At 37.4% G+C, this 21472-nt stretch carries 18 protein-coding genes; 11 read left to right on the plus strand and 7 right to left on the minus strand.

What is annotated here, in order from left to right:
* Nucleotides 1-127: 127 nt before the first annotated feature.
* From DRF57_RS05775 to DRF57_RS05785, 3 genes are all read left to right on the plus strand, one after another.
* The gene (locus DRF57_RS05775) at nucleotides 128-856 is read left to right on the plus strand and encodes a M17 family peptidase N-terminal domain-containing protein (protein ID WP_115917371.1); all 729 of its coding nucleotides are present in this window, start codon (nucleotides 128-130) and stop codon (nucleotides 854-856) included.
* Entirely contained in the window at nucleotides 856-1371 is a 516-nt protein-coding gene (locus DRF57_RS05780; protein WP_115917373.1) for a hypothetical protein, read from the plus strand. Before DRF57_RS05775 ends, DRF57_RS05780 begins: the two co-directional genes overlap by 1 nt.
* Nucleotides 1372-1496: 125 nt before the next feature.
* Nucleotides 1497-3623: a type IA DNA topoisomerase gene (locus DRF57_RS05785; protein WP_115917375.1), complete on the plus strand. Its 2127-nt coding sequence runs from the start codon at nucleotides 1497-1499 to the stop codon at nucleotides 3621-3623.
* A gap of 872 nt (nucleotides 3624-4495) precedes the next feature.
* On the opposite strand, the gene DRF57_RS05790 is transcribed toward DRF57_RS05785, so the two are convergent.
* Nucleotides 4496-4897 carry a hypothetical protein gene (locus DRF57_RS05790; RefSeq protein WP_206607182.1) on the minus strand — a complete coding sequence of 134 codons (402 nt, stop codon included), beginning with the start codon at nucleotides 4895-4897 and terminating at the stop codon, nucleotides 4496-4498.
* 296 nt (nucleotides 4898-5193) lie between these two features.
* Here DRF57_RS05790 and DRF57_RS05795 point away from each other — a divergent pair, with 296 nt between their 5' ends.
* From DRF57_RS05795 to DRF57_RS05810, 4 genes are all read left to right on the plus strand, one after another.
* Nucleotides 5194-5616, plus strand: coding sequence for a PaaI family thioesterase (locus DRF57_RS05795; protein WP_047486584.1), 423 nt, complete (start codon nucleotides 5194-5196; stop codon nucleotides 5614-5616).
* Between the two features lie 121 nt (nucleotides 5617-5737).
* Nucleotides 5738-6082: a phage holin family protein gene (locus DRF57_RS05800; protein ID WP_047486581.1), complete on the plus strand. Its 345-nt coding sequence runs from the start codon at nucleotides 5738-5740 to the stop codon at nucleotides 6080-6082.
* A gap of 445 nt (nucleotides 6083-6527) precedes the next feature.
* Nucleotides 6528-8522 carry a S9 family peptidase gene (locus DRF57_RS05805; RefSeq protein WP_084087264.1) on the plus strand — a complete coding sequence of 665 codons (1995 nt, stop codon included), beginning with the start codon at nucleotides 6528-6530 and terminating at the stop codon, nucleotides 8520-8522.
* Between the two features lie 98 nt (nucleotides 8523-8620).
* Nucleotides 8621-9115, plus strand: a complete 495-nt coding sequence (locus tag DRF57_RS05810) for a DNA-deoxyinosine glycosylase (protein ID WP_047486576.1) — start codon at nucleotides 8621-8623, stop codon at nucleotides 9113-9115.
* An 810-nt stretch (nucleotides 9116-9925) separates the two neighbouring features.
* On the opposite strand, the gene DRF57_RS05815 is transcribed toward DRF57_RS05810, so the two are convergent.
* The 6 genes from DRF57_RS05815 to DRF57_RS05840 form a co-directional block, all read right to left on the minus strand.
* Nucleotides 9926-10960 (minus strand): aminoglycoside phosphotransferase family protein, encoded by a 1035-nt coding sequence (locus DRF57_RS05815; protein ID WP_115917377.1) that lies wholly within the window; start codon nucleotides 10958-10960, stop codon nucleotides 9926-9928.
* Nucleotides 10951-11859 carry a sugar phosphate nucleotidyltransferase gene (locus tag DRF57_RS05820; RefSeq protein ID WP_047486570.1) on the minus strand — a complete coding sequence of 303 codons (909 nt, stop codon included), beginning with the start codon at nucleotides 11857-11859 and terminating at the stop codon, nucleotides 10951-10953. Before DRF57_RS05820 ends, DRF57_RS05815 begins: the two co-directional genes overlap by 10 nt.
* A complete protein-coding gene (locus DRF57_RS05825) occupies nucleotides 11849-13246 on the minus strand; it encodes a Gfo/Idh/MocA family protein (RefSeq protein ID WP_115917379.1) in 1398 nt (465 codons plus the stop codon). The genes DRF57_RS05820 and DRF57_RS05825 overlap by 11 nt, the downstream gene beginning before the upstream one ends.
* Nucleotides 13247-13453: 207 nt before the next feature.
* Complete coding sequence (locus DRF57_RS05830) at nucleotides 13454-14530, minus strand: serine hydrolase domain-containing protein (RefSeq protein WP_174772361.1); 1077 nt, start codon at nucleotides 14528-14530, stop codon at nucleotides 13454-13456.
* 88 nt (nucleotides 14531-14618) lie between these two features.
* Complete coding sequence (locus DRF57_RS05835; protein WP_115917381.1) at nucleotides 14619-16154, minus strand: M61 family metallopeptidase; 1536 nt, start codon at nucleotides 16152-16154, stop codon at nucleotides 14619-14621.
* A gap of 57 nt (nucleotides 16155-16211) precedes the next feature.
* The gene (locus DRF57_RS05840) at nucleotides 16212-16904 is read right to left on the minus strand and encodes an AIM24 family protein (RefSeq protein ID WP_047486564.1); all 693 of its coding nucleotides are present in this window, start codon (nucleotides 16902-16904) and stop codon (nucleotides 16212-16214) included.
* Nucleotides 16905-17153: 249 nt separating this feature from the next.
* Between DRF57_RS05840 and queA the strand changes: the two genes are divergently transcribed.
* From queA to DRF57_RS05860, 4 genes are all read left to right on the plus strand, one after another.
* On the plus strand, nucleotides 17154-18203 hold the full coding sequence (queA, locus tag DRF57_RS05845; protein WP_047486560.1) for a tRNA preQ1(34) S-adenosylmethionine ribosyltransferase-isomerase QueA: 1050 nt from the start codon (nucleotides 17154-17156) through the stop codon (nucleotides 18201-18203).
* 70 nt (nucleotides 18204-18273) lie between these two features.
* A complete protein-coding gene (gene rlmN, locus DRF57_RS05850; protein WP_047486557.1) occupies nucleotides 18274-19308 on the plus strand; it encodes a 23S rRNA (adenine(2503)-C(2))-methyltransferase RlmN in 1035 nt (344 codons plus the stop codon).
* 74 nt (nucleotides 19309-19382) lie between these two features.
* Nucleotides 19383-20333 (plus strand): sterol desaturase family protein, encoded by a 951-nt coding sequence (locus tag DRF57_RS05855; protein WP_047486555.1) that lies wholly within the window; start codon nucleotides 19383-19385, stop codon nucleotides 20331-20333.
* Nucleotides 20334-20574: 241 nt separating this feature from the next.
* On the plus strand, nucleotides 20575-21453 hold the full coding sequence (locus tag DRF57_RS05860) for a hypothetical protein (protein ID WP_115917383.1): 879 nt from the start codon (nucleotides 20575-20577) through the stop codon (nucleotides 21451-21453).
* Nucleotides 21454-21472: the final 19 nt, after the last annotated feature.

Genomic DNA, 21472 nt, shown 5'->3' on the forward strand with positions numbered 1-21472 from the left:
TTGCGCCTTAAAAATATAAACCTTTAAAAACTTAGCGCCTTTGCGTTATCCAACAAACAACCTTTACAACCCGTATCTCGCATCCCCGAAACTCATCACTCGTAACAAACAACTAAAAATAAATCACATGAAAAATACACTAAAACAATCACTGGTAATTGCAGCTTTAGCATTATCTACACTCAACTTTGCACAAACCACAACTGCAGCTCCTGCGAAAACAACAGCCATCGGAACTTCCAAAACCTGGGGAACCGTAGATGGAATTTCCATGATAGGTTTAGTACAGGGGCCTTCTTCAGCCGATGCCCAGCTTCAGGTAGCCTGTGTTTTTGAATATACGGAAGGAGATATTTTTAACGCTCAGGCTTTACCCGCTAAATTAAATGGATTGGTTCACCTGGATGAAGCTTTAAAAGGAGAATTAACCAATATCAGAAAATTAGGCCAGTTTCAGGGACATTCTTTAGAAACCCTTTTGATTACCCCACCTGCAGGATCGATATCCGCAAAGAAATTATTGCTGATCGGTTTAGGTGACCGTAATAAATTTACACCTGATTTAATGACTTCCGTAGGCGAAGTGGCAGCTCGTGAAGCTATGAGATTAGGCGTTACCAATTTTGCATTTGCCAGTGACCTGAAAGATGCAGGAATAGATTCTCCAACCGCTTTGGTAGCTGGAAACGTAGTCAAAGGAATTGTTCATGCCAACCGTTCTGAAACTTATCTGAAAGAACACAAACTTTCCACTACAAAAAAATTAGAAAAAGTATATCTGCTGGCGGGTCCTGCTTTCTTTGAAACTGCAGGTGGAGGAATTACTGATGCCATTTCAGAAGTCCAAAAGAAATAATGAACTTAGTTTCATTAATATTGTTGATCCTGCCCCCTTTTGATAAGGGGGCTTTTTGTTATATTTACTTTTTAAGAAATGATATGGGATTAGGACTTGAAATAAGTTTTCTGTTTGATAAAGAGGAGCCTCTATGGCAATATCTAAACCTGAGAGATCGATGCCATTTTGACGGAAGAGAAGGCTTAAATCTGGTGATGACCGGTGATGGTATGGAAGATGATGACCGGTTATTGTGCCAAATGGAAAGAGTCTTACATATAGACTTGAAGATATTGGATTTCTGGAATTTTTATGAAGAATATATTGATCTGGAGGTTTTAAAATCTAATCTGGTACAATTGAAAAATGCATTGAAAAACCAACCTGATTTCTATAAAAAGATAACGTATGGACATGATATTGAAGAAGGTTATCTGAAGGAGAAGTTTGTTGAGGACGTGAATTTTCTTATTGAAAGGCTGGATCTGAATATAATAAATGGTGCAGAAAAAGTAATGTTTGTTAGTTCATAATTATTAATATTGCTGGCAGGTTTGGGATACTCGTGCCAACAACTTATCAAAGATCAGCTCCCAACTAAATTAGCTAAATCCAAAAAAAATCCCGATTTTTGCACCCCTACAATAAACCCGAGTTCATGAAATTATGTATTGCCGAGAAACCCAGTGTTGCCAGAGATATCGCCAAAGTATTGGGCGCTACCACGCCTAAACAAGGTTATATGGAAGGAAACGGCTATTGCGTAACATGGACGTTCGGACATCTTTGTACCTTAAAAGAACCTCACGACTACGGTCCGCAATACAAATCATGGAATTTGTTTCTGCTGCCTATTATTCCCAGCAGCTTTGGGATAAAGCTTATTCCGAATAAAGGCGTAGAAAACCAGTTTAAAGTTATTGAAAGATTGGTAGAAGAATGTGATGAGGTCATTAACTGTGGCGATGCCGGGCAAGAGGGAGAATTGATCCAGCGTTGGGTACTGCAGAAGGCAAAATGCAACAAACCGGTCCAGCGTTTATGGATTTCTTCACTAACGGAAGAAGCTATCAAGGAGGGTTTTGCCAGTCTGAAACCGGCTGAAGATTATAAAAACCTGTACCTGGCCGGAAATGCAAGAGCCATAGGAGACTGGCTGTTAGGAATTAATGCGACGAGGCTTTTTACCAAAAAATTCGGAGGAAACAAAGCCGTTCTTTCTATAGGAAGAGTGCAGACTCCCACACTGGCTATGCTGGTGCAGCGTCAGAAGGAGATCGATGCTTTTACTACAGAAGAATATTGGGAGCTGAAAACGAAATACCGTGATGTTATTTTCAATGCTGCGATTGACCGTTTAAAAACCTTGGAAAGAGCTGAAAAAGGGCTGGAATATCTTAAAGTAAATCCTTTTGAAATCGTTTCTTTCGAAATAAAAGAAGGAAAAGAAAAGAATCCAAGACTTTTTGACCTGACCGGGCTTCAGGTAGAGGCCAATAAAAAATATGGATATTCGGCAGAAAACACACTGAATTATATCCAGAGTCTTTACGAAAAGAAGCACGTAACCTATCCTCGTGTTGATACCACCTATCTATCCGAAAGTTTATATCCGAAAATAGGAGGAATTCTTCAGAAAATGTATCCTTATCAGGACCTGATTGCTCCATTATTAGAAGCTCCGATTCCAAAATCGAAAGCTGTTTTCGACGATACCAAAGTAACCGATCACCATGCGATCATTCCTACAGAAATTCCACCTTCTCAGAATCTGAGCAGGGAGGAAAAACTGATTTATGATCTGATTGCGAAACGTTTTATTGCCGTATTCTATCCGGAATGTAAAATTTCCAATACTTTAGTGGAAGGAAAAGTAGGAACCATCCCTTTCAAAACAAGTGGAAGACAGATTCTTGAACCGGGATGGAGAGCTGTGTATGCTAAAGAACCTAAAGAAGAATCTACCGATAAAGAAAAAGAAAAGGAAGAAGAGCAGACCATCCCCGAATTTATCGTGGGTGAAACAGGACCTCACGATCCAATGATCCACCAAGGGAAAACGACGCCTCCCAAACCCTATACCGAAGCAACATTGCTGCGTGCGATGGAAACTGCAGGTAAACAGGTAGAAGATGAAGAACTGCGTGAAATGCTGAAAAACAACGGAATCGGAAGACCATCTACCCGTGCCAACATCATCGAAACCCTTTTCAAAAGAAAATATATCGAAAAGAAAAGGAAAAATCTGATTGCTACCCAAACCGGAATTCAGTTGATTGATACCATCGAGGATGAACTTCTAAAAAGTCCGGAACTGACAGGTGAATGGGAATCAAAACTTCGTAAAATTGAGAAAGGTGAATATGAAGCCAATCTTTTTAAAGAAGAACTGATCCAGATGGTAACGGAACTTACCGAAAAAGTGGTATATGGTAAAGGAAAAGTGATTACCCTACAGGAAGAAGAGAAAGAAGAGGTGAAGGAAAAGAAAAAAAGAGAACCTGCACAGAAAAAAGAACTTCAGTCCTGGGAAGAAACAAAATGTCCAAAGTGTAAAGAACATAATCTGATTAAAGGAAAAACAGCAGTTGGATGTTCCGATTTCAAAAACTGTGGTTTTAAAATTAGTTTTGAAATTTTTGGCAAAAAACTGTCTGATAAACAATTGATGGATCTGGTGTTAAAAGGGAAAAGCTCAAAACTAAAAGGCTTCAACACTCACCCGGAAGGATTAACAGAAGGAGTCCTGACTTTAAGTGATGATTTTCATGTATTGCTTTCCTAAGGCTTATACAAAATTTCCTTCAGAATTATAAATAACAGATTTTGTCTGTCCACTCATTTTGTCATTCCGTAGGAATCTAAGCATAATAAGAAATAAAAATCTGCTTAATCTGCTCAATCCGCGAGAGAATATATCCACCACAAATCGAAGATTATCTCCTTTCAGTCGATGAATGTTATTTCGACGTAGTCAAAAGTCACAAAAGCTTTATACACTTAAGATTTATGAAGTGACTGTCACCCTGCTGAAAAGTACACCTAAGCTTAATGAAAATCTTTGATTTTCTTCTCAAGTGAACTTCTTATATATAATAATTTTTGCTCTTTCTCAAGTGATCTAAAGTGTTAGGGAAATATATCACTTTTAGAGTCAATATCAAGCTGAGAAATACACCTAAGCTTTCATGAAAATCCTTGATTTTCTTGTGTATACAAATCTAGATTCCTTCAGAATTATAAATAACAGATTTTGTCTGTCCACTTATTTTGTCATTCCGCAGGAATCTAAGCATAATAAGAAATAAAAATCTGCTTAATCTGCTCAATCAGCGAGAGAACATATCCACCACAAATCGAAGATTCGACGTAGTCAAAAGTCACAAAAGCTTTATCCACTTAAGATTTATAAAGTGACTATCACTCTGCTGAAAAGTACACCTAAGCTTAATGAAAATCTTTGATTTTCTTCTCAAGTGAACTTTTTATACATAATAGTTTTTGCTCTTTCTCAAGTGATCTAAAGTGTTAGGAAAATATATCGTTTATGGATAAGCAGAATATTCGCCTTAGGAAGGTTTGCAAAAATTCAAAGGATTTTTGATGGGGTGGTGATCTAGCCACAAAACACCTGTCATATTTCTATCAATTTAAAAATTACCTGAACAGCCTGTCATACCATCCACTGATATCTTTTTTAATAGACTCATGGTATTTGCACAGGACCTGAGCCAGCTCCAGATCGGATCTTTCAGACTTATATGTGTTCAAGGTAAGATATCCGTAAAAATTTCCATCCTGATCAACAATAGCCGGAGGGTAGGAGGCATAAGAGTTCCAGGGAGAGTAGGTGCTGTATGGACTTCCATAATTTCCGTAGGCATTCCAGATTGATTTTGAACTGTATACATTTCCATAGTCCCCGTAAGTGTTCCACACCGAATCCTTATTAAAAGTATCACAGTTTAAACATCCCAGGTATTGGTTTTGATCGGAACCTCCATATAAAGATAAAGTCTGGGCCTGAAAAGCACGGCACATCAGAATGCTTACAAACAAAAAAAATCTTTTAAAACCCATATGACCATCCCTTTAGTACAAAGCTAAACTTTTTATCTCGTAAAAATAAACCAGCCTGATAGGTTTTAAAATCCGTAAAGTTTAATTTATATATGTATTAAATACATTACGGTTTTCATTCCGGGTAACTTTCTTCTTCACAAAACATGACTCTTACAATAATTAAAAATCCTTTTGTTGCTGGAAATAAATATATACCTATCATTCAATTTTTAGCCTTTTCATTCTTTACTTTTTAAATCAATCTTTACATTTACATCCAAATTCAAAAAGCAATGACTCCAGAGAAAACAAAACTTATTACAGACAGCTTCAACCGGTCAGAAACATTGAAATTCTACAGGGCAGAACTGCTGGAAGTGGAAACTGATTTTATTTCTATAAAAATTCCTAAGATGGAAATGATGACCCGGAAAGCGGGAATGTTCAACGGAGCAATGATCGCTTCTTTAGTAGATGTTTCTTCAGGATATGCAGCGGTGAGCCATTACAAAGAGGATTGCTATGTGGTGACGGTTGAGCTAAAGGTGAACTATTTACGGCCTGCAATGGGTGATGCCTTGATATCAAAATCATATGTCATTAAAGGAGGGACCAAAATCAGTGTGATCAGAACGGAAATTTATGTTCAGAATGAAGGTTTAGATTCAGACAGCCATGTGGCCACTTCATTGGTGACCATGATGAAAATAAAATAAAAGCTTTACGGTTGTAAAAGGCCAAAATATTCTTTAAACAAAGGGATTTTATTGGATTATTTTTACCGGAATGGAATGGCTTTTGCTCCATACCCCCCATAAACATTAAAAAAATAATAATATGAACTTAATTATCAGATTATTTGTTACAGCGATAGTTGCCTATCTTTTAACAAAAGTTTTACCGGGAGTCCATTTTGAAGGATTTTCAACGGCCCTTATCTTTGCCATTGTACTGGGAGTCCTGAATATCTTTGTGAAACCTATTTTAAGTCTTTTCGGACTTCCTCTTACCATTATTACATTAGGCTTCTTTGCCCTGGTAATTAATGCGGCAATTATTATGCTTGCAGATTATTTTATAGACAGTATGGTGGTAGATGGTTTCTGGTGGGCATTTATATTTAGTATTCTATTGTCCATTGTCACTTCTTTGGCAAACTCAATGTTCTCAGATGGAGAGTAATTGATTAACAATACAAATGAAAAGGTCCGTTGGTTTTTACTGACGGACCTTTTTTGTGGGCATTCATGAGTTACGGGTTTTTGAGATACGAGACACGAGGTTCTGGATTTTGGGTTGGGGATAAGCTTGGGAATATAATCACAGGATAATTTATCTTTGAGATCATTCATTACAAAAAACCATTTGATGTTTAACCATTCCCCTCCTCCGGAGGGGTGGCGAAAATTCAAAGAATTTTTGACGGGGTGGTTAAAAGGTATTTTCACACTTTACATACAGAATATACTAAGATATCTCATAAATACTAAGAGAATATAAATTTTAGTGTTAATTATTTCGGTCATTTTTATTTTAAATATTAACTTTGGCAATCTTTGAATCTAATAAAAGGATTTTATGAAACCATACCGGTTTTATATATCCGTTAAAAAATGAATATCAACATATGAAACTTAAGTACAGTCTGCTGGCTCTGGCAGCTCCGCTTTTAATGAATGCACAACAACTAATGACGCCTGAAATTCTTTGGACTTTGAAAAAAGTTGGAGTACAGGCCGTTTCACCGGATCAAGCTTCCCTTATTTATAAAGTAGGACAGGTAGATCTGAAAACAGAGAAAACAAAAAATGAGAACTATTTTCTGAATGTTCTTAATAATCAGTCTTCTAAAATAGATTTCGGTAAAAAAGCCCTGATTCAATGGGATAAAAATGGAATCTATGCACAGGAAGGTGACATCATCTATCTTTCAAAAGATGCCGGAAAAACCTGGACAGAATTTTATACCATAGGTGAGGTGGATAATATCGTTATTTCTCCCGATGGTAAAAGAATCGCTTTCAGTAAGCAGGTTCTGGTTGAGAAACTGATGGGGAAAGATAAATACAGTGATACTCCCAAAACAACCGCTCAGGTATACACGGACCTGAACCATAGACATTGGGATTATTTCAATGAAGGGAAATACAACCACGTATTTGTTGTCAATACTTCCGATAAAGTAGATGCTGCTAAAGATCTTTTGGAAGGGAAAACCTGGGATTCTCCTCAAAGACCTTTCGGAGGTGCTGAAGATTTTATCTGGAGCCCGGATTCTGCACAGCTTTTATATGTGACCAAACCTAAAAGCGGTAAAGAATATGCTACAAGTACCAATACGGATATTTTTGCTTACGATCTGGCGTCAGGTACTACAAAAAACCTTACAGAATCTAATAAAGGATATGATCTTAATCCAAAATTCAGTCCGGATGGAAAATCATTGATCTGGCAGAGTATGGCCAGAGACGGGTATGAAGCGGATAAAAATGATGTAAAGATCATGGATTGGAAATCAGGTAAGACGACGAATCTTACAGCAGGTTGGGACGATAGCGTTTCAGGAGACGTGCTTTGGGGAGCTGATTCAAAAACAGTTTACTTTACGGCAGCCTACAGAGGAACAAAACAGCTTTTCTCTCTGGATTCAAAATCAGCGAAAATACAGCAGATTACCAAAGGAGATTTTGACGTTAATGAAATCTTTACAGACAATAAAACTTCCCTTTTAGTAGGAAGAACAGATGTAAATCATGCTACAGAACTTTTCTCAGTAAATCTTAAAAACGGAGAAATGAAGCAGGTTACTGAAGCCAATAAAGAAGCGTATGCTAAGTTGGCTCAGGGTAAATCTGAACTTAAAATGGTAAAAACTTCGGATGGTAAAGAAATGGGAGTATGGTTCCATTATCCACCAAATTTTGATCCGAATAAAAAATACCCAACATTGGTATATTGCCAGGGTGGGCCACAGTCTGCACTGACACAATATTTCAGCGTAAGATGGAACTTTGCTTTAATGACTGCCAATGACTATATCGTAGTGGCTCCCAATAGAAGAGGAATGCCGGGATGGGGAACAAAATGGAATGAGGAGATCTCCAAAGATTGGGGTGGACAGCCGATGAGAGATTATCTGGCAGCAACTGATTATGCAAAAACATTACCGTACGTAGATGGAGATAGAGTAGCTGCTGTAGGAGCAAGTTATGGTGGATACAGCGTATTTATGCTGGCAGGAATTCACGAAAACAGATTCAAAACGTTTATCGCTCACGATGGATTATTTGATATGAAATCATGGTACCTGACCACTGAAGAACTTTGGTTTGCAAACTGGGATATCGGTTCTCCATGGGAAAAACCACAGCCAAAAGCTTATACAGAATTCAACCCAAGCAATTTTGTAGAAAAATGGAATAAGCCAATCATGATCGTTCAGGGAGGAATTGATTTCCGTGTACCTTACGAACAAGGGCAGGAAGCTTTCCAGGCTGCAAAATTAAGAGGTCTGAAATCTAAACTGGTTTATTTCCCGAATGAAAATCACTGGGTACTTCATCCACAAAACGGATTGGTATGGCAGAGAGAATTCTTCGATTGGTTGAAAGAAACATTATAAAAGTAATAACAATTACATATCAATAGAAACGGGCTTTGGCCCGTTTTTTTTATGGTAAAATTTCCCATGGCATTGAGTCAAAATTTATATATTTGAGTATGCAAAACCGTATTTCCTCATTTTTACCGCTTATCGATATGCAGTCTGAAATTTTAATTTTAGGTTCTATTCCGGGAGTGAAATCATTGGAAAAACAGCAGTACTATGGCCATCCACAGAACAAATTCTGGAAGATTATTTTTGAATTACTGAATGAAGAATTTACAGAAGATTATGTGGAGAGAATCAATATTTTAAAGAAATACCATATCGCTCTCTGGGATGTTATTGATTCCTGCGAAAGAAAAGGAAGTCTGGATTCTGAGATAAAAAATGAAGAAGCCAATCAAATTGCGGAGCTGTTGGAAGAATACCCTAACATCAGAGCTATTTTCTGCAACGGAGGGAAATCTTATAAAAGCCTGCAGAAACTCTTAGGGAAAAACTATAGGCTCCCTGTATTTTTATTGCCATCCACAAGCCCGCTCCATACCATTTCCTTTGAAAAGAAATATGAAGAGTGGAAGAAGATCCTGGAATTTCTGGATCGATGATTCAATGCTTAAAATTGAATAGGAAGGATAATGATCTCCATTGAGATTCCTTAAGAATGACAAAGTGCGTGGATAGGCTACTTTTTAGTATTTGTCATTCAGTAGGAATCTAAGCATAGAATATTAGCATAATAAGAAATAAAAATCTGCTTGATCTGCTCAATCCGAGAGAGAACATATCAACCACAAAAGTCACAAAAGCTTTATACACTTAAGATTTATAAAGTGACTATCACACTGCTGAAAAGTACACCTAAGCTTAATGAAAATCTTTGATTTTCTTGTGTATACAAATCTAGATTCCTTCAGAATTATAAATAACAGATTTTGTCTGTCCACTCATTTTGTCATTCCGTAGGAATCTAAGCATAGAATATTAGCATAATCAGAAATAAAAATCTGCTTGATCTGCTCAATCCGAGAGAGAACATATCAATCACAAAAGATTTATAAAGTGACTATCACACTGCTGAAAAGTACACTTAAGCTTTTCAAAATCTACGATTTTCATAGTCAATATGACAATGGAAGCTTCTATATTCCCCTCCTCCGGAGGGGTGGCAAAAATTCGAAGAATTTTTGACGGGGTGGTTAATGATGCAAATTTGATTTTTGACCACAAACCGAAGATCCGACTTAATTAAAAGTTCAATGAAAGTCTCTGATTTCCCTGTGTATACGTGTTTAGATTCCTACGGAATGACAAGAGAATGGGATGATCCACTATTATCTTTTTCACGCCATAGGAATAGAGAAAGTATCAGTATTTCTTACTGTATCAACAATCTGATCAATCTGTTAGGCTGTAAATCAATCAGCTTTCAGATATCTTCTCAATCCTTTTAACAGCTTTAGCTGATTGCGTGTTCTGTTGAGATTATGTTCAGGATACTGTATAGCATAGTAAGTACTTCCATTCAGATAGTCGGTCAGAAAACGAACTGCCTGAATATAGATCACCACCTGGGCCGCATAATCAAGATGCTCAAGTTCTTTGAATACCAGCTTTTCTTTTAAGTGAAGCAGGAATCCGTCTTTTACCGCCCTGTATATTGATGGACTGAAGTTTTTCAGAGCACTGCCATCATCTTCATTTGTTGTATTGGTGTAGGATCTGGCAATATCTCCAAAATCATATAATAAAGTAGAAATCATGATGGTATCCAGATCAATAACAGCCAGAGGACTGAAGTCGGTATTAAAAAGGATATTTCTGACATTAGGATCTCCATGTATGATTCGGCGGGGAAGCGCATTATTTCTTTCCATTTCAATCCAGTGCTGAGGTAAGAACAATAAATCATTGACCTCTTCAATCTCGGGAGAAGCTTTTTCTATCAGGGCTACATCGGCAGCCTGTAATGAATTCCTGTAATCTGTAATTCTTTTTTCAAAATTGATAAAATCAGGAATGGGAGCCTGGATATCCGGAATATCTCCTGTATTAATGGCATTAAGAAAACATCCTATTGCTTTAGCAGATTCATAGGCAGAGGCTTGGTCATGAATTTTAAAAAGGGTTTGTGCATTTTCTATAAAACTGGATAACCTCCAGGAATCCATATGGTCATCATAGACGATAAAACTTCCTGCCAAAGAAGGGATGGGCTTGATCAGCTGCAGAGGATAATTGCCATTTTCTAAACGTTGATTGACAATAATATGATTGTTGATGATGATCTCCGGCTGTTTGAAAACGGCATGATTGATCTTTTGCAGGATAAACTTTTTCTGCTGGTCTTTATCTTCTAAGAGGTAAGTGGTATTGATCAGTCCATCTGTAATAGGGGAGATGTTATAATTATTTGTACCAATGAATTGATTGACAATGCTGTTTAGTTCCATAAATCTTCCGGGTATCTGTTTTTTTGAATTTCTGAAGTCAGAAAATCTTTAATGCTCTTTTTGTCGTCTGCGTATGTTACTCCCATCCATTGGGAAGGGGAGGTTTTCACTTTTACTTTCACCTTTTTTTCATCTATCATTCTCTGTAGGGCAGAAGGAATATAAAATTCCTGAGTAGGCATCGGACCTGACTTTATAAAATCATAAAAATAGGTTTCCAGAGCACTAAAAATACCGGGATGGAAAATGAAAAAATTCATGGATACTAATGTATCGGGAGCTATTTCTACCGAATGTCCGTTTTCTGTATACATAATTGAATCATTTACCTTTTGAATAGACGTCTGTTCTTCTACTTTGATCAGGAAATTGTCCGGATCTAAAGTGCAGATTCCCCTTGCAACAGTTCCGTTACCACTTAATGTAGTACTCACGGGATAAGCTGCCATAGCCAATCTTACATCGGAAATATGATGAAGGTCAATTTCGTCAGCTGCCAGCTGATAGGCTTCTTTTCCGTAAAAATCATCTGCATTAATCATGACAAAAGGCTCATATATAACGTCTTTTGCACAAAGAACAGCATGAGCGGTTCCCCAGGGTTTCTGCCGTTCTGAATAATCAAAATGTTGAAGAGGAATACGGTCCATTTCCTGATACACCCAATGCAGCTCAAACCCTTTTGTTTCGGATAGAGCATTGAGTCGTTCAATATAACTTTTGGGGATCAGCCTGTTGACAATAATGACTACTTTACGAAAACCCGCCTCCAGTGCATCATAGATAGAATACTCCAAAATCGGAGAACCGTTATCGAGTATTCCATCCACTTGCTTGAGACCTTTATAACGGCTGCCTAATCCGCCGGCTAATATGAGTAATGTTTTTTTAGAACTCATCGGTCATTCCAAATACAGGTTTACGGGTCTTCCATTTACCATTGGTGAAATCAGGAATCTCAACAACCTGGCCGCCCTTGGCAATAGATTCTTCACTAAGCGGCGTAATGGAGTACCATAAAGCAAGGTCGTAAACATCCATCGGAAATTCTATATTGCGTTTGATACATTCAATAAAAGTATTCATCACAAAGAAATCCATTCCGCCATGTCCTGCACCTGCTGCTGTATTTTCAAACTTCTTCCACATCGGATGATCGAATTCTTTCATCCATTTTTCCGTATTTTCCCAACGGTGGCTGTGGTTCATTGTTTTTTCAAAATAAATATTCCCCTGGTTGAAATCTCCCCATCCGAAATCCTGCCACAATCCTTCAGTTCCCTGTACACGGAATCCAAGATCATAAGGTCTCTGTAAGCTGGTATCGTGGGTTAACAGTATTGTTTCCCCATTGGCACAGGCAATTTGTGTAGTGACGATATCACCCTGATTGAATTTTACCTTGGCATTCGGATGGTTTTCTCCACCTTTAGCATGTTCTACGATATATTTATGTAATCCTACAGATTTTGAAGAGAATGAGGAAAGTCTTGTTAAACGGTTTCCACGGTTGATATCCATCATCATGGCAACCGGCCCTAATCCATGTGTAGGATACAGTTCTCCATTACGTTTTACATAATGTTCAGTTCTCCATTTTGCTTCACTGAAGCCTTTTTCTCCAAATTCAGCCCCGGAATTATAAGGGTTTACTCCGTCATTGAAAAGGACTCCTCTCAGATCGTGCTGGTAGCCACCTCTTCCATGAACCAGCTCTCCAAACATTCCTTTACGGACCATATTCAGAATAGCCATGATATCTCTTCGGTAGCATACATTTTCCATCATGAAAATAGGAACCTTTGTTTCCTCATATACTTTCACAAATTCCCAGCAATCTTCAAGCTTAATAGCTCCGGAAACTTCCATTCCAACAATCTTTTTGGCGCGCATAGCTTCCACCCCCTGCGTAAGATGCCACTCCCATGGAGTTGCAATAACAACCGCATCTATTGTTTTTGATTTTAAAAGATTTCTATAGTCATATTCTCCGTTTGAAAACTCCTGAGCAGCCGATTTATTATTGTCTTTTAATATTTTCTGAGAAGCTGCGAGCATTCTTTTATCAGGATCTGCAAATGCTATGATCTCTACATCATTACGTTTTGCCAGTAGTTTTACATGTTCCTGTCCACGAAGCCCAACACCGATAAAACCGACACGGACTTTTTTATCTGTTTTAAAATCATTTGAATAGGCAAATAAAGAATTGGGTACGACCAATGCTCCAAAGCTCGCCAAAGCTGCTGTTTTTAGAAAGTTCCTGCGGGAAGTACTATTGTCCATCTATTTTTTTTCTAAATATATTAAAACTTTTGTAAATCACAGCGAAGAGAGGGCGGTAATAAGTTGTGGTGAGAAGGGGTTTGAGAGTACTAGAGTAGGAGAGTGGAAGAGTATTAGAGTTTGAGAGTGGGGGAGAATATAAAATAGCTTTTGGTGTACATATCTGATATCTAGTATCTGACATCTAATATCTAATATTATCCCCTTTTACTGTCCCAAATAAGCCGTAATCAGTCTTTCTCTCATTTTATTCAAGTATTTAATGTCTTTTGTATTGGATAGAATAATTAAGGTCAGATCATTTTTATCGGCTAGATGTACCCAGTTGGCACTGTGTCCATAACCTTCTCCCTGACGTTCCACAAAAAGGGTATGTACAGAACCAAAGTTTTTAGGGTACACCCAAAATCCCAGTGCTGTATCTTCCAGTTTTTTATCCGGAGTAAGCATGGTATTCAATGTTGCTTTATTAATCAGAGTATGGTTAAAGAGAGCCTGGTCAAAAATGAGAAGATCCTTGGGCGTAGAATACATGGCTCCAGCAGAATAAAAATTGTCGATATAGGTGTTGGTAGGAGTGTGGAGAGCAAAAACATTGGTGTCATCAGCAGTATAGCCCTCATCAATATTTTTAATGATGTCATTATGGTGAAGAAATCCTGTGTTCTGCATTTTCAGAGGAATTAATATCTGTTCTTTAAGGACGTCTTCAAAAGGCTGATGGTATATTTTTTCAATAATCTTTCCAAGAAGGATAAAATCCCCATTGTTATAACTGAATTTCGTACCGGGCTTATCGATCAGTTTTTCAGAGAGAAAAGTACTGATGAAATCATCCAGATCCCATAACGTATTATCATAAGCCTGATGAATGAGCTCAGGAGAGCTGATGTCTTTATTTTCTCTTCCACTGCTATAGGTGAGGAGATTCCTTATGGTTGCTTTTTTTGCTGCTTCCCCTTTGTATTCAGGATAATAAGTGGAAATAGGAGCGTCTAAATTTATTTTTCCTCTTTCATAAAGCTGCATGATCAATGCTGCAGTAAAAGTTTTGGTAAGTGAAAAGATATGAAATCTGGTTTCATCTGAAAAAGGAATATTATAATGCCTGTTTGATAACCCTTTATAGGTAAGTAATTCAATTCTGCCACCTTTCGCAACCAATACACTCCCATTGAAATTATCTTTTTTTACACAGGAGTCAATGACTTGCTCAACTTTCTGTATCTGCGGATAGGCCAGATGAATCATCATCATCAGGATTCCTGAAAGTATTTTTTTCATGGAAAATATATTTTTAGTTTAGTACCGAATTACTTACGTTAAAAGTAATCAATTATTTATGTAGTACAGATCAAATTATATTAAGTATTTATTGGCCTATCCATGCATTCCTTAAAGCTAACTGTTTTGAATCGGGGTTGGAGGAAAGACTCACTTTTCCGGTAGTTTCATCATAAGTAAAACCCACTTTGGCCAGATATTCTTTCAAAGGAATGGGTTGGGTCCCTTCAATAAAGTCTCTGAAAAATGTACGTATTTCCGGGAAAGTCATTTTGGTAATTTCATCAAACAGTTCATCATCATTAAAATATTTGCCTTCTCCGTATTTTTTCATCAGCTGCAACATCAGATCCTGGGTACCCATTTTTCCTCCGGAAAGCTCCCTTAATCTGATATCCAGACACATGCCCAGTAATGGTCCTTTCTGATAAAAATTCATATACTGGTCCTGTCTTTCCATGGCATTTTTGCTGATCTCCGTAAAAGATAATGTGTTGTCAAACTCTTTCATGCCCTTTATCTTTTCTTCCAGGGTTTTTTCAAAATCATCCAGGCTTATCATTTTTTGTTTTATAGGCATATGGATGGTGGCATATTCTGTCATTCCCTCATATAGCCAGAGATGTTTAGATAGGGTAGGATTTAGAAAATCATAATGCTGAATCTCTCCTGAGTGAATGTTGAGAGGCGTAATAATATGAAAGAATTCATGGGAAGCTACTCTGTTTAAAGCAAAAGGAATAAAATTCATACTCCCGGAGCGGTACAGGCAGACTGTCGAATGAGAATGCTCCAGCCCATCTCCCATAAATCCCTTTTCATTGGCAGATTCATAATAAATCAAAAAGGCATATTTCTTTACCGGTAGCGACCCTCCCAGATAAGCTTGCTGGTTTTTCAAAATGTTCTCTAGTTCAAGAGCTATTTTTTTTGAATAATGTCTTTCTTTCTTATTATAAAATGAAACAAGAACTTCAGTATGGCCTATTTTCAGCCAGGTGGTATCAGGAACACAGTATAAAACAGGAGAGTCTACCAACTGGCGGTAATCTTTTGCCCATACTATATCGGTATTTTTATCTTTCTGTTTGTAATCCAGAGCAGAAGAGGCATAAAAATCTTTATTTTTTGTAATGTTGATTTGGTAGGGAATATCTTTCATTTCCTCAAAATATCCCACTAAAGAATTGTAATTGATGACAAAAACACTGTCTTTAATAAATGTGCTGCCGGCAGATTTGGCTTCATGGGTATCTTTTTCTAACGAGTCCCATCCGTCTGCGACCTGATATGATATTTTGTTGACATGCTTAAGGTCATGTACCATCCAGCTGTTTTTGTCCAGACGTTCGGTAAGTATCTTTTTCCCTTTTTTATCCGTGGCAACAAGATTGGAGACATACTGCCCAAAATTCATAGCCTGATAGAATCCGGGAACAAGTTTAGGAATGATAAACTTCCCTTGTGTAAGATTGTTTTTGGGAGGGGTAAAAGAAACTGTGACTTCATCATTCGATACATGAAGAAGATCGATATGGTATGTATAATTTTCCTTTGATACCTGGGCAATAATTGTAGAAGGAAACAGAACCAGTACAAAAACTAATTTTATCAGGTTATTCATCTGCTTTTGTTTTTTAACTGATACGAAAGTACAAAAATTGCCCAAGGTTAAGGAGCTTTATTTTTCTGTAAAATACACTTCTTCATACGGTTGGATCAGTACCCATCCGTTTCCTGAAAACTTCATTTGGAATTCCTCTCCGCTTCCTCTTCCGATAAGACTTTTAAAGGAAACATTTGTTTTCAGCTCCGGGCTTAGGTTTCCGGACCATGCCACAGTAGCATTAGGATCTGTGAACACAGGAGTGTCAGGAGTAACCAGTAAAGTCAAAGGATCACCATGGGTAGTTATGGCAATATGACCCGTTCCCGAAAGTTTGGCCTGAAAAAGACCTCCCGACATCATGCCGGCAACACTTTTAAGCATCGTTATGTCACTCTTTACACTTTGCTCATGCGCTAAAATATCATTACCATTCACGCATACAGATTCGTTATTTAAATACAGAATACGGACTTTTTTCCCCGAATCTGCTACATACAATTTCCCTGTTCCTTCAGCTTTCATCAGCCTGGCACCCTCACCGCTGATCGCTTTCTTTAAAAGATTACCAATACCTCCGGCCAGCATTCCCTGTCTTTCAAAATTGATATTGCCCACATAGCTTACCATGCTGCCTCTTTTTGTCCATACAGCCTGGTTATTAAGATTGATCTCTAAAAGATGTTTGGTCTCCAGCTCAAAATAATCTCTTTGTTGTGGATTCTCTTTTGTTTCATTGATAAAAGCTTCAATTGAATATTTGCTCATAATTGTAATTATTGATGTTTCATGTATGGGTGAGTATGAATTGTATATTTGTGATAAAATGGACAATTCAGTACATAACTTTTTTATCTGAGACTAAATTAATCTTTTTTTTCGGTTAAAAATTCCCGTGAAATCACGGTTTTATATTTCATTGTAAATAATACTTGACAAAGGGGTCTTGAATGTCGTATATTTGCACTCCGAAAATTACACCTTGTAATTTCAATAATTTTTAAACCGTAATTTAAAATGAAAACATCAGATTTTAATTTTGATCTTCCTGAGGAATTATTAGCAGAGCATCCATCAGAACACAGAGACGAGGCTAGATTAATGGTTCTTGATAGAAAAACAGAAACTATCGAGCACAAATTATTTAAAGACGTTGTGGATTATTTTGATGAGAAGGATTTATTTATTTTTAATAATACTAAAGTTTTCCCTGCACGTCTTTATGGAAATAAAGAAAAAACAGGAGCTAAAATTGAAGTTTTCCTTTTAAGAGAGCTTGATAAAGAAACTCGTGTTTGGGATGTATTAGTAGATCCGGCAAGAAAGATCAGAATTGGTAACAAATTATTCTTTACTGAAGATGAATCTTTAGTAGCTGAGGTAATAGATAATACCACTTCAAGAGGTAGAACTTTAAGATTTTTATTCGACGGTTCTTACGATGAATTCAGAACAAAACTAAAGGAATTAGGAGAAACTCCGCTTCCAAAATATATCAAAAGAGCAGTAGAACCTGAAGATGCTGAGAGATACCAGACGATCTATGCAAAAATAGAAGGAGCCGTAGCCGCGCCTACAGCAGGTCTTCACTTCTCAAGACACCTAATGAAAAGATTGGAGATCAAAGGGATTGATTTTGCTGAAGTTACGCTTCACGTAGGATTAGGAACATTCAACCCAATTGAGGTAGAAGATCTTTCTAAACACAAAATGGAATCTGAGGAAATCATTATTGATGAGAAAAATGCTGAAATCATCAATAGAGCTGTAGAAACTCACAGAAGAGTTTGTGCCGTAGGAACTACTACCATGAGAGCATTGGAAACTTCTGTTTCTTCAAACAAAAAAATCTCTGCTTTCAACGGTTGGACTAATAAATTCATTTATCCACCTCACGATTTTGGAGTAGCTAACTCAATGATCACCAACTTCCACACTCCAAAATCAACATTATTGATGATGATTGCAGCATTTGCAGGAAGAGATTTCGTAATGCATGCTTATGAAGAAGCCGTAAAAGAAAAGTATAAATTCTATTCTTACGGTGATGCAATGTTAATTTTATAAAAAGATATTAGGTTATAGGTTGCAGCTAGATTAATAGCTGCAGCCTGTCATCTACAACCTATCACCTGAAATGAAAGATATCCGTATATTATCATTAGACCAGCTTAAAGACTACTTTGTATCTTTAGGAGAAAAACCGTTTCGTGCGAAACAGGTCTATGACTGGCTATGGAGTAAAAACCTCCACTCGATTGATGAAATGACGAATCTTTCGAAATCACTTCGTGAAAAAATTTCCGAAGAATATACCATTAATCCCGTTTCTGTAGACCTTCTTCAAAAAAGCACAGACGGAACAATAAAAAACGGAGTAAAACTCCATGACGGATTATTGGTAGAATCTGTTCTTATACCAACAGAAACAAGAACTACAGCTTGTGTATCTTCACAGGTAGGCTGCTCACTCAACTGCGAATTCTGTGCTACGGCGAAACTGAAAAGGATGAGAAACCTTGAAGTGGCGGAGATCGTAGATCAGGTAGCCCTGATTGACAGCCAAAGTAAAATGTATTTTGAGAGACCCCTTACCAATATCGTATTCATGGGAATGGGAGAACCAATGATGAACTACAAAAATGTAGTGGAAGCCATCAGAAAGATCACCCAGCCGGAAGGTTTAGGAATGTCTCCAAGAAGAATTACCGTATCTACATCCGGAATTCCTAAAATGATCAAAATGCTTGCTGACGATGAACTGCGTGTGAAACTGGCATTATCCCTTCACTCTGCCATCGAATCAAAGCGTAATGAGATCATGCCTTTCTCAGATAAATTCCCGTTAACGGATATCATGGACTCACTTCAGTACTGGTACCAAAAGACTGGTTCAGTTATTACGTTTGAATATTGTGTCTGGAAAGGAATTAACGATGGAGATGAAGATATTAAAGCTTTAATCAAATACTGTAAACAGGTTCCTTCTAAAGTAAACCTTATTCAATACAACCCGATTGGAGACGGAAAATATGATCAGTGTAACAAACAGGCGGAAGAAAACTATATTCGTCAGCTTGAAAATGCCGGAATTACGGTAATGGTCAGAAGAAGTCGTGGTGGTGATATTGATGCTGCCTGCGGACAATTGGCCAATAAGGCTACCGATTAAAATTTCCTTAAAAAAGGTTAAAACCCCCTTTACTACATTGTCTAAAGCCCTACCTTTGCACAAATTATTTTGTGATGATGGACTTTTTTATGAATGAAGATGGGTTAGAAAATGTATATGCATGGTCAATTCCACTTCACGCTACAGTTATCTTGGCTGAAATGATTTACAGCCATATTTCTGAAGCTAAATTATACAGTGGGAAAGATCTTGCCACCAATGTTTACCTGGCATTGATGAACTTCGGCCTCGATCTTATTATGAAAGCTTTTGCAATGGGGGTAATGTTTTTCTTTTACCATCACAAGCTTTTCTCATGGGATTTTAGCATCTGGTATTTTTTGATCTGTTTTATTGTGACAGACTTCGCCTATTATGTGCTGCATTATGTGGATCACCGTTCCAGAGCATTCTGGGCTGTTCATATTACACACCATAGTTCAGAGTATTTTAACCTGACAACAGGATTCAGAAGCCCTGTGCTGCAGCCACTTTACAGATACCTATACTTTTCTCCTCTGGCCTTTTTGGGCTTTAATCCCTGGCATATTATGGTGGTTTATGCCATCGGACAGGTATATGGAACCTGGGTGCATACACAGACTGTGAAGACTATGGGAATCCTGGAATATATTCTGGTAACCCCTTCTCACCACCGTGTACACCATGCCTGCAATATTAAATACCTGGATAAAAATATGGGAATGTGCCTTATTATCTGGGATAAAATATTCGGGACCTTTCAAAAAGAAGATCCCAATGTTCCTATTAAATACGGAATCTATCCAAAAATGCCGGATAACCGACCGGATACCGTTCTTTTCTATGAGTGGAGGAAAATCTGGAAAGACCTTAAACAACCTGGATTAAAATTCACAGACAGAATCAATTATATTTTTAATTCTCCGGGATGGAGACATGACGGCACTGGAAAGACCGTAAGACAATATCAGAAAGAGTATTTTGCAAGACAGGCTAAAAAGAAAGAACAGCCGCAAAATCAGGAAACACAGAAAATTGCTTAACCTATAAGTTAATTTTAAATAAAAATCTATCATGAGAACGGGCTTTTTAGCCCGTTTTCTTTTGAGATCATCCCGTCAATCTCAGATTTCTCACTCCTTTTCGGGGAGTAAAATGATCATACATCAAACTGTGGTCTTTCTATACAATAAATCAATGAGCAAAATGTACTTATTTCTTTTATCCCACGAATCTCAACCCGTGTCTTCTCTCCGTTTAAACTTAAAGCCCTATTTTTGTCTTATGAAAAAAATCCTTCTGGTTACTAGCCTTATCATTGGTCAGTTCGCATTTTCACAGCAAACTGATTTTCTAAAAATAAAAAAATACAGAGTCAGTTATCTGGATCATAAAATTGAGGAAACTTCAGGATTGAGTATGTTCAATGGAAAATTATATACCTTCAATGATAGCGGTAATGCTCCGGAATTGTTCGAGATCAGCAAAACATCAGGAGAGATTTTACATACTTTAAAAGTAAATGCTAAAAACACAGATTGGGAAGCTCTTACCAATGATGGTACTCATTTTTATATAGGAGATTTTGGAAATAATGACGGAAGCAGGAGGCATCTTAAGATTTTTAAAGTGCCCGTACAGAATGATAGCCTGCAAAACAGCAGCCTAAAGGAAATTCTGTTTCACTATCCGGAGCAGACGGACTATATATCCAGCTATTATAATACGGATTTTGATGCAGAAGCCATGGTATATGCTCATGGGAAAATTCATCTTTTTACAAAAGAATGGGCAGCGAAAGCCACCACACATTATACAATAGAGCCTGAAGTATATGAAAAGCAGGGAGCTGTAAAGACAGAATCTTATAAAACCAATTTTATGGTAACGGATGCCGCTTACTTTGATAAGAAACTTTATTTAGTGGGCTACACCAAGAAAACAGAGGTTTTTCTGGATGTTTTTACGGAAACAGAACCGGGGGTATTTTTTAAAGAAAGACCCAGGCATTATTATCTTGGAAGTGCTACAGCCATTGGGCAAATAGAAGGAATAGCAGTAGATGAAAGCGGAATATATTTATCCGGTGAAAAATTCAGATATTCAGTAGTGAGAACAAAGCAGGCATTTTATTTTATTCCTAAAGAAAAACTCAAAGATTAATTTTTCTTAAAATTGACCG

The sequence above is a fragment of the Chryseobacterium rhizosphaerae genome (assembly GCF_003385455.1).
Classification (GTDB): domain Bacteria; phylum Bacteroidota; class Bacteroidia; order Flavobacteriales; family Weeksellaceae; genus Chryseobacterium; species Chryseobacterium rhizosphaerae.

Bases quoted from the DNA above. Each gene is read 5' to 3' on its own strand.
- DRF57_RS05820 (WP_047486570.1), bottom strand. From the start codon at position 11,859: ATGAGTTCTAAAAAAACATTACTCATATTAGCCGGCGGATTAGGCAGC.
- DRF57_RS05815 (WP_115917377.1), bottom strand. From the start codon at position 10,960: ATGGAACTAAACAGCATTGTCAATCAATTCATTGGTACAAATAATTAT.
- DRF57_RS05855 (WP_047486555.1), top strand. From the start codon at position 19,383: ATGATGGACTTTTTTATGAATGAAGATGGGTTAGAAAATGTATATGCA.
- DRF57_RS05795 (WP_047486584.1), top strand. From the start codon at position 5,194: ATGACTCCAGAGAAAACAAAACTTATTACAGACAGCTTCAACCGGTCA.
- DRF57_RS05810 (WP_047486576.1), top strand. From the start codon at position 8,621: ATGCAAAACCGTATTTCCTCATTTTTACCGCTTATCGATATGCAGTCT.
- DRF57_RS05800 (WP_047486581.1), top strand. From the start codon at position 5,738: ATGAACTTAATTATCAGATTATTTGTTACAGCGATAGTTGCCTATCTT.
- queA (WP_047486560.1), top strand. From the start codon at position 17,154: ATGAAAACATCAGATTTTAATTTTGATCTTCCTGAGGAATTATTAGCA.
- DRF57_RS05805 (WP_084087264.1), top strand. From the start codon at position 6,528: ATGAAACTTAAGTACAGTCTGCTGGCTCTGGCAGCTCCGCTTTTAATG.
- DRF57_RS05825 (WP_115917379.1), bottom strand. From the start codon at position 13,246: ATGGACAATAGTACTTCCCGCAGGAACTTTCTAAAAACAGCAGCTTTG.
- DRF57_RS05860 (WP_115917383.1), top strand. From the start codon at position 20,575: ATGAAAAAAATCCTTCTGGTTACTAGCCTTATCATTGGTCAGTTCGCA.
- DRF57_RS05830 (WP_174772361.1), bottom strand. From the start codon at position 14,530: ATGAAAAAAATACTTTCAGGAATCCTGATGATGATGATTCATCTGGCC.
- DRF57_RS05785 (WP_115917375.1), top strand. From the start codon at position 1,497: ATGAAATTATGTATTGCCGAGAAACCCAGTGTTGCCAGAGATATCGCC.
- rlmN (WP_047486557.1), top strand. From the start codon at position 18,274: ATGAAAGATATCCGTATATTATCATTAGACCAGCTTAAAGACTACTTT.
- DRF57_RS05780 (WP_115917373.1), top strand. From the start codon at position 856: ATGAACTTAGTTTCATTAATATTGTTGATCCTGCCCCCTTTTGATAAG.
- DRF57_RS05840 (WP_047486564.1), bottom strand. From the start codon at position 16,904: ATGAGCAAATATTCAATTGAAGCTTTTATCAATGAAACAAAAGAGAAT.
- DRF57_RS05835 (WP_115917381.1), bottom strand. From the start codon at position 16,154: ATGAATAACCTGATAAAATTAGTTTTTGTACTGGTTCTGTTTCCTTCT.
- DRF57_RS05775 (WP_115917371.1), top strand. From the start codon at position 128: ATGAAAAATACACTAAAACAATCACTGGTAATTGCAGCTTTAGCATTA.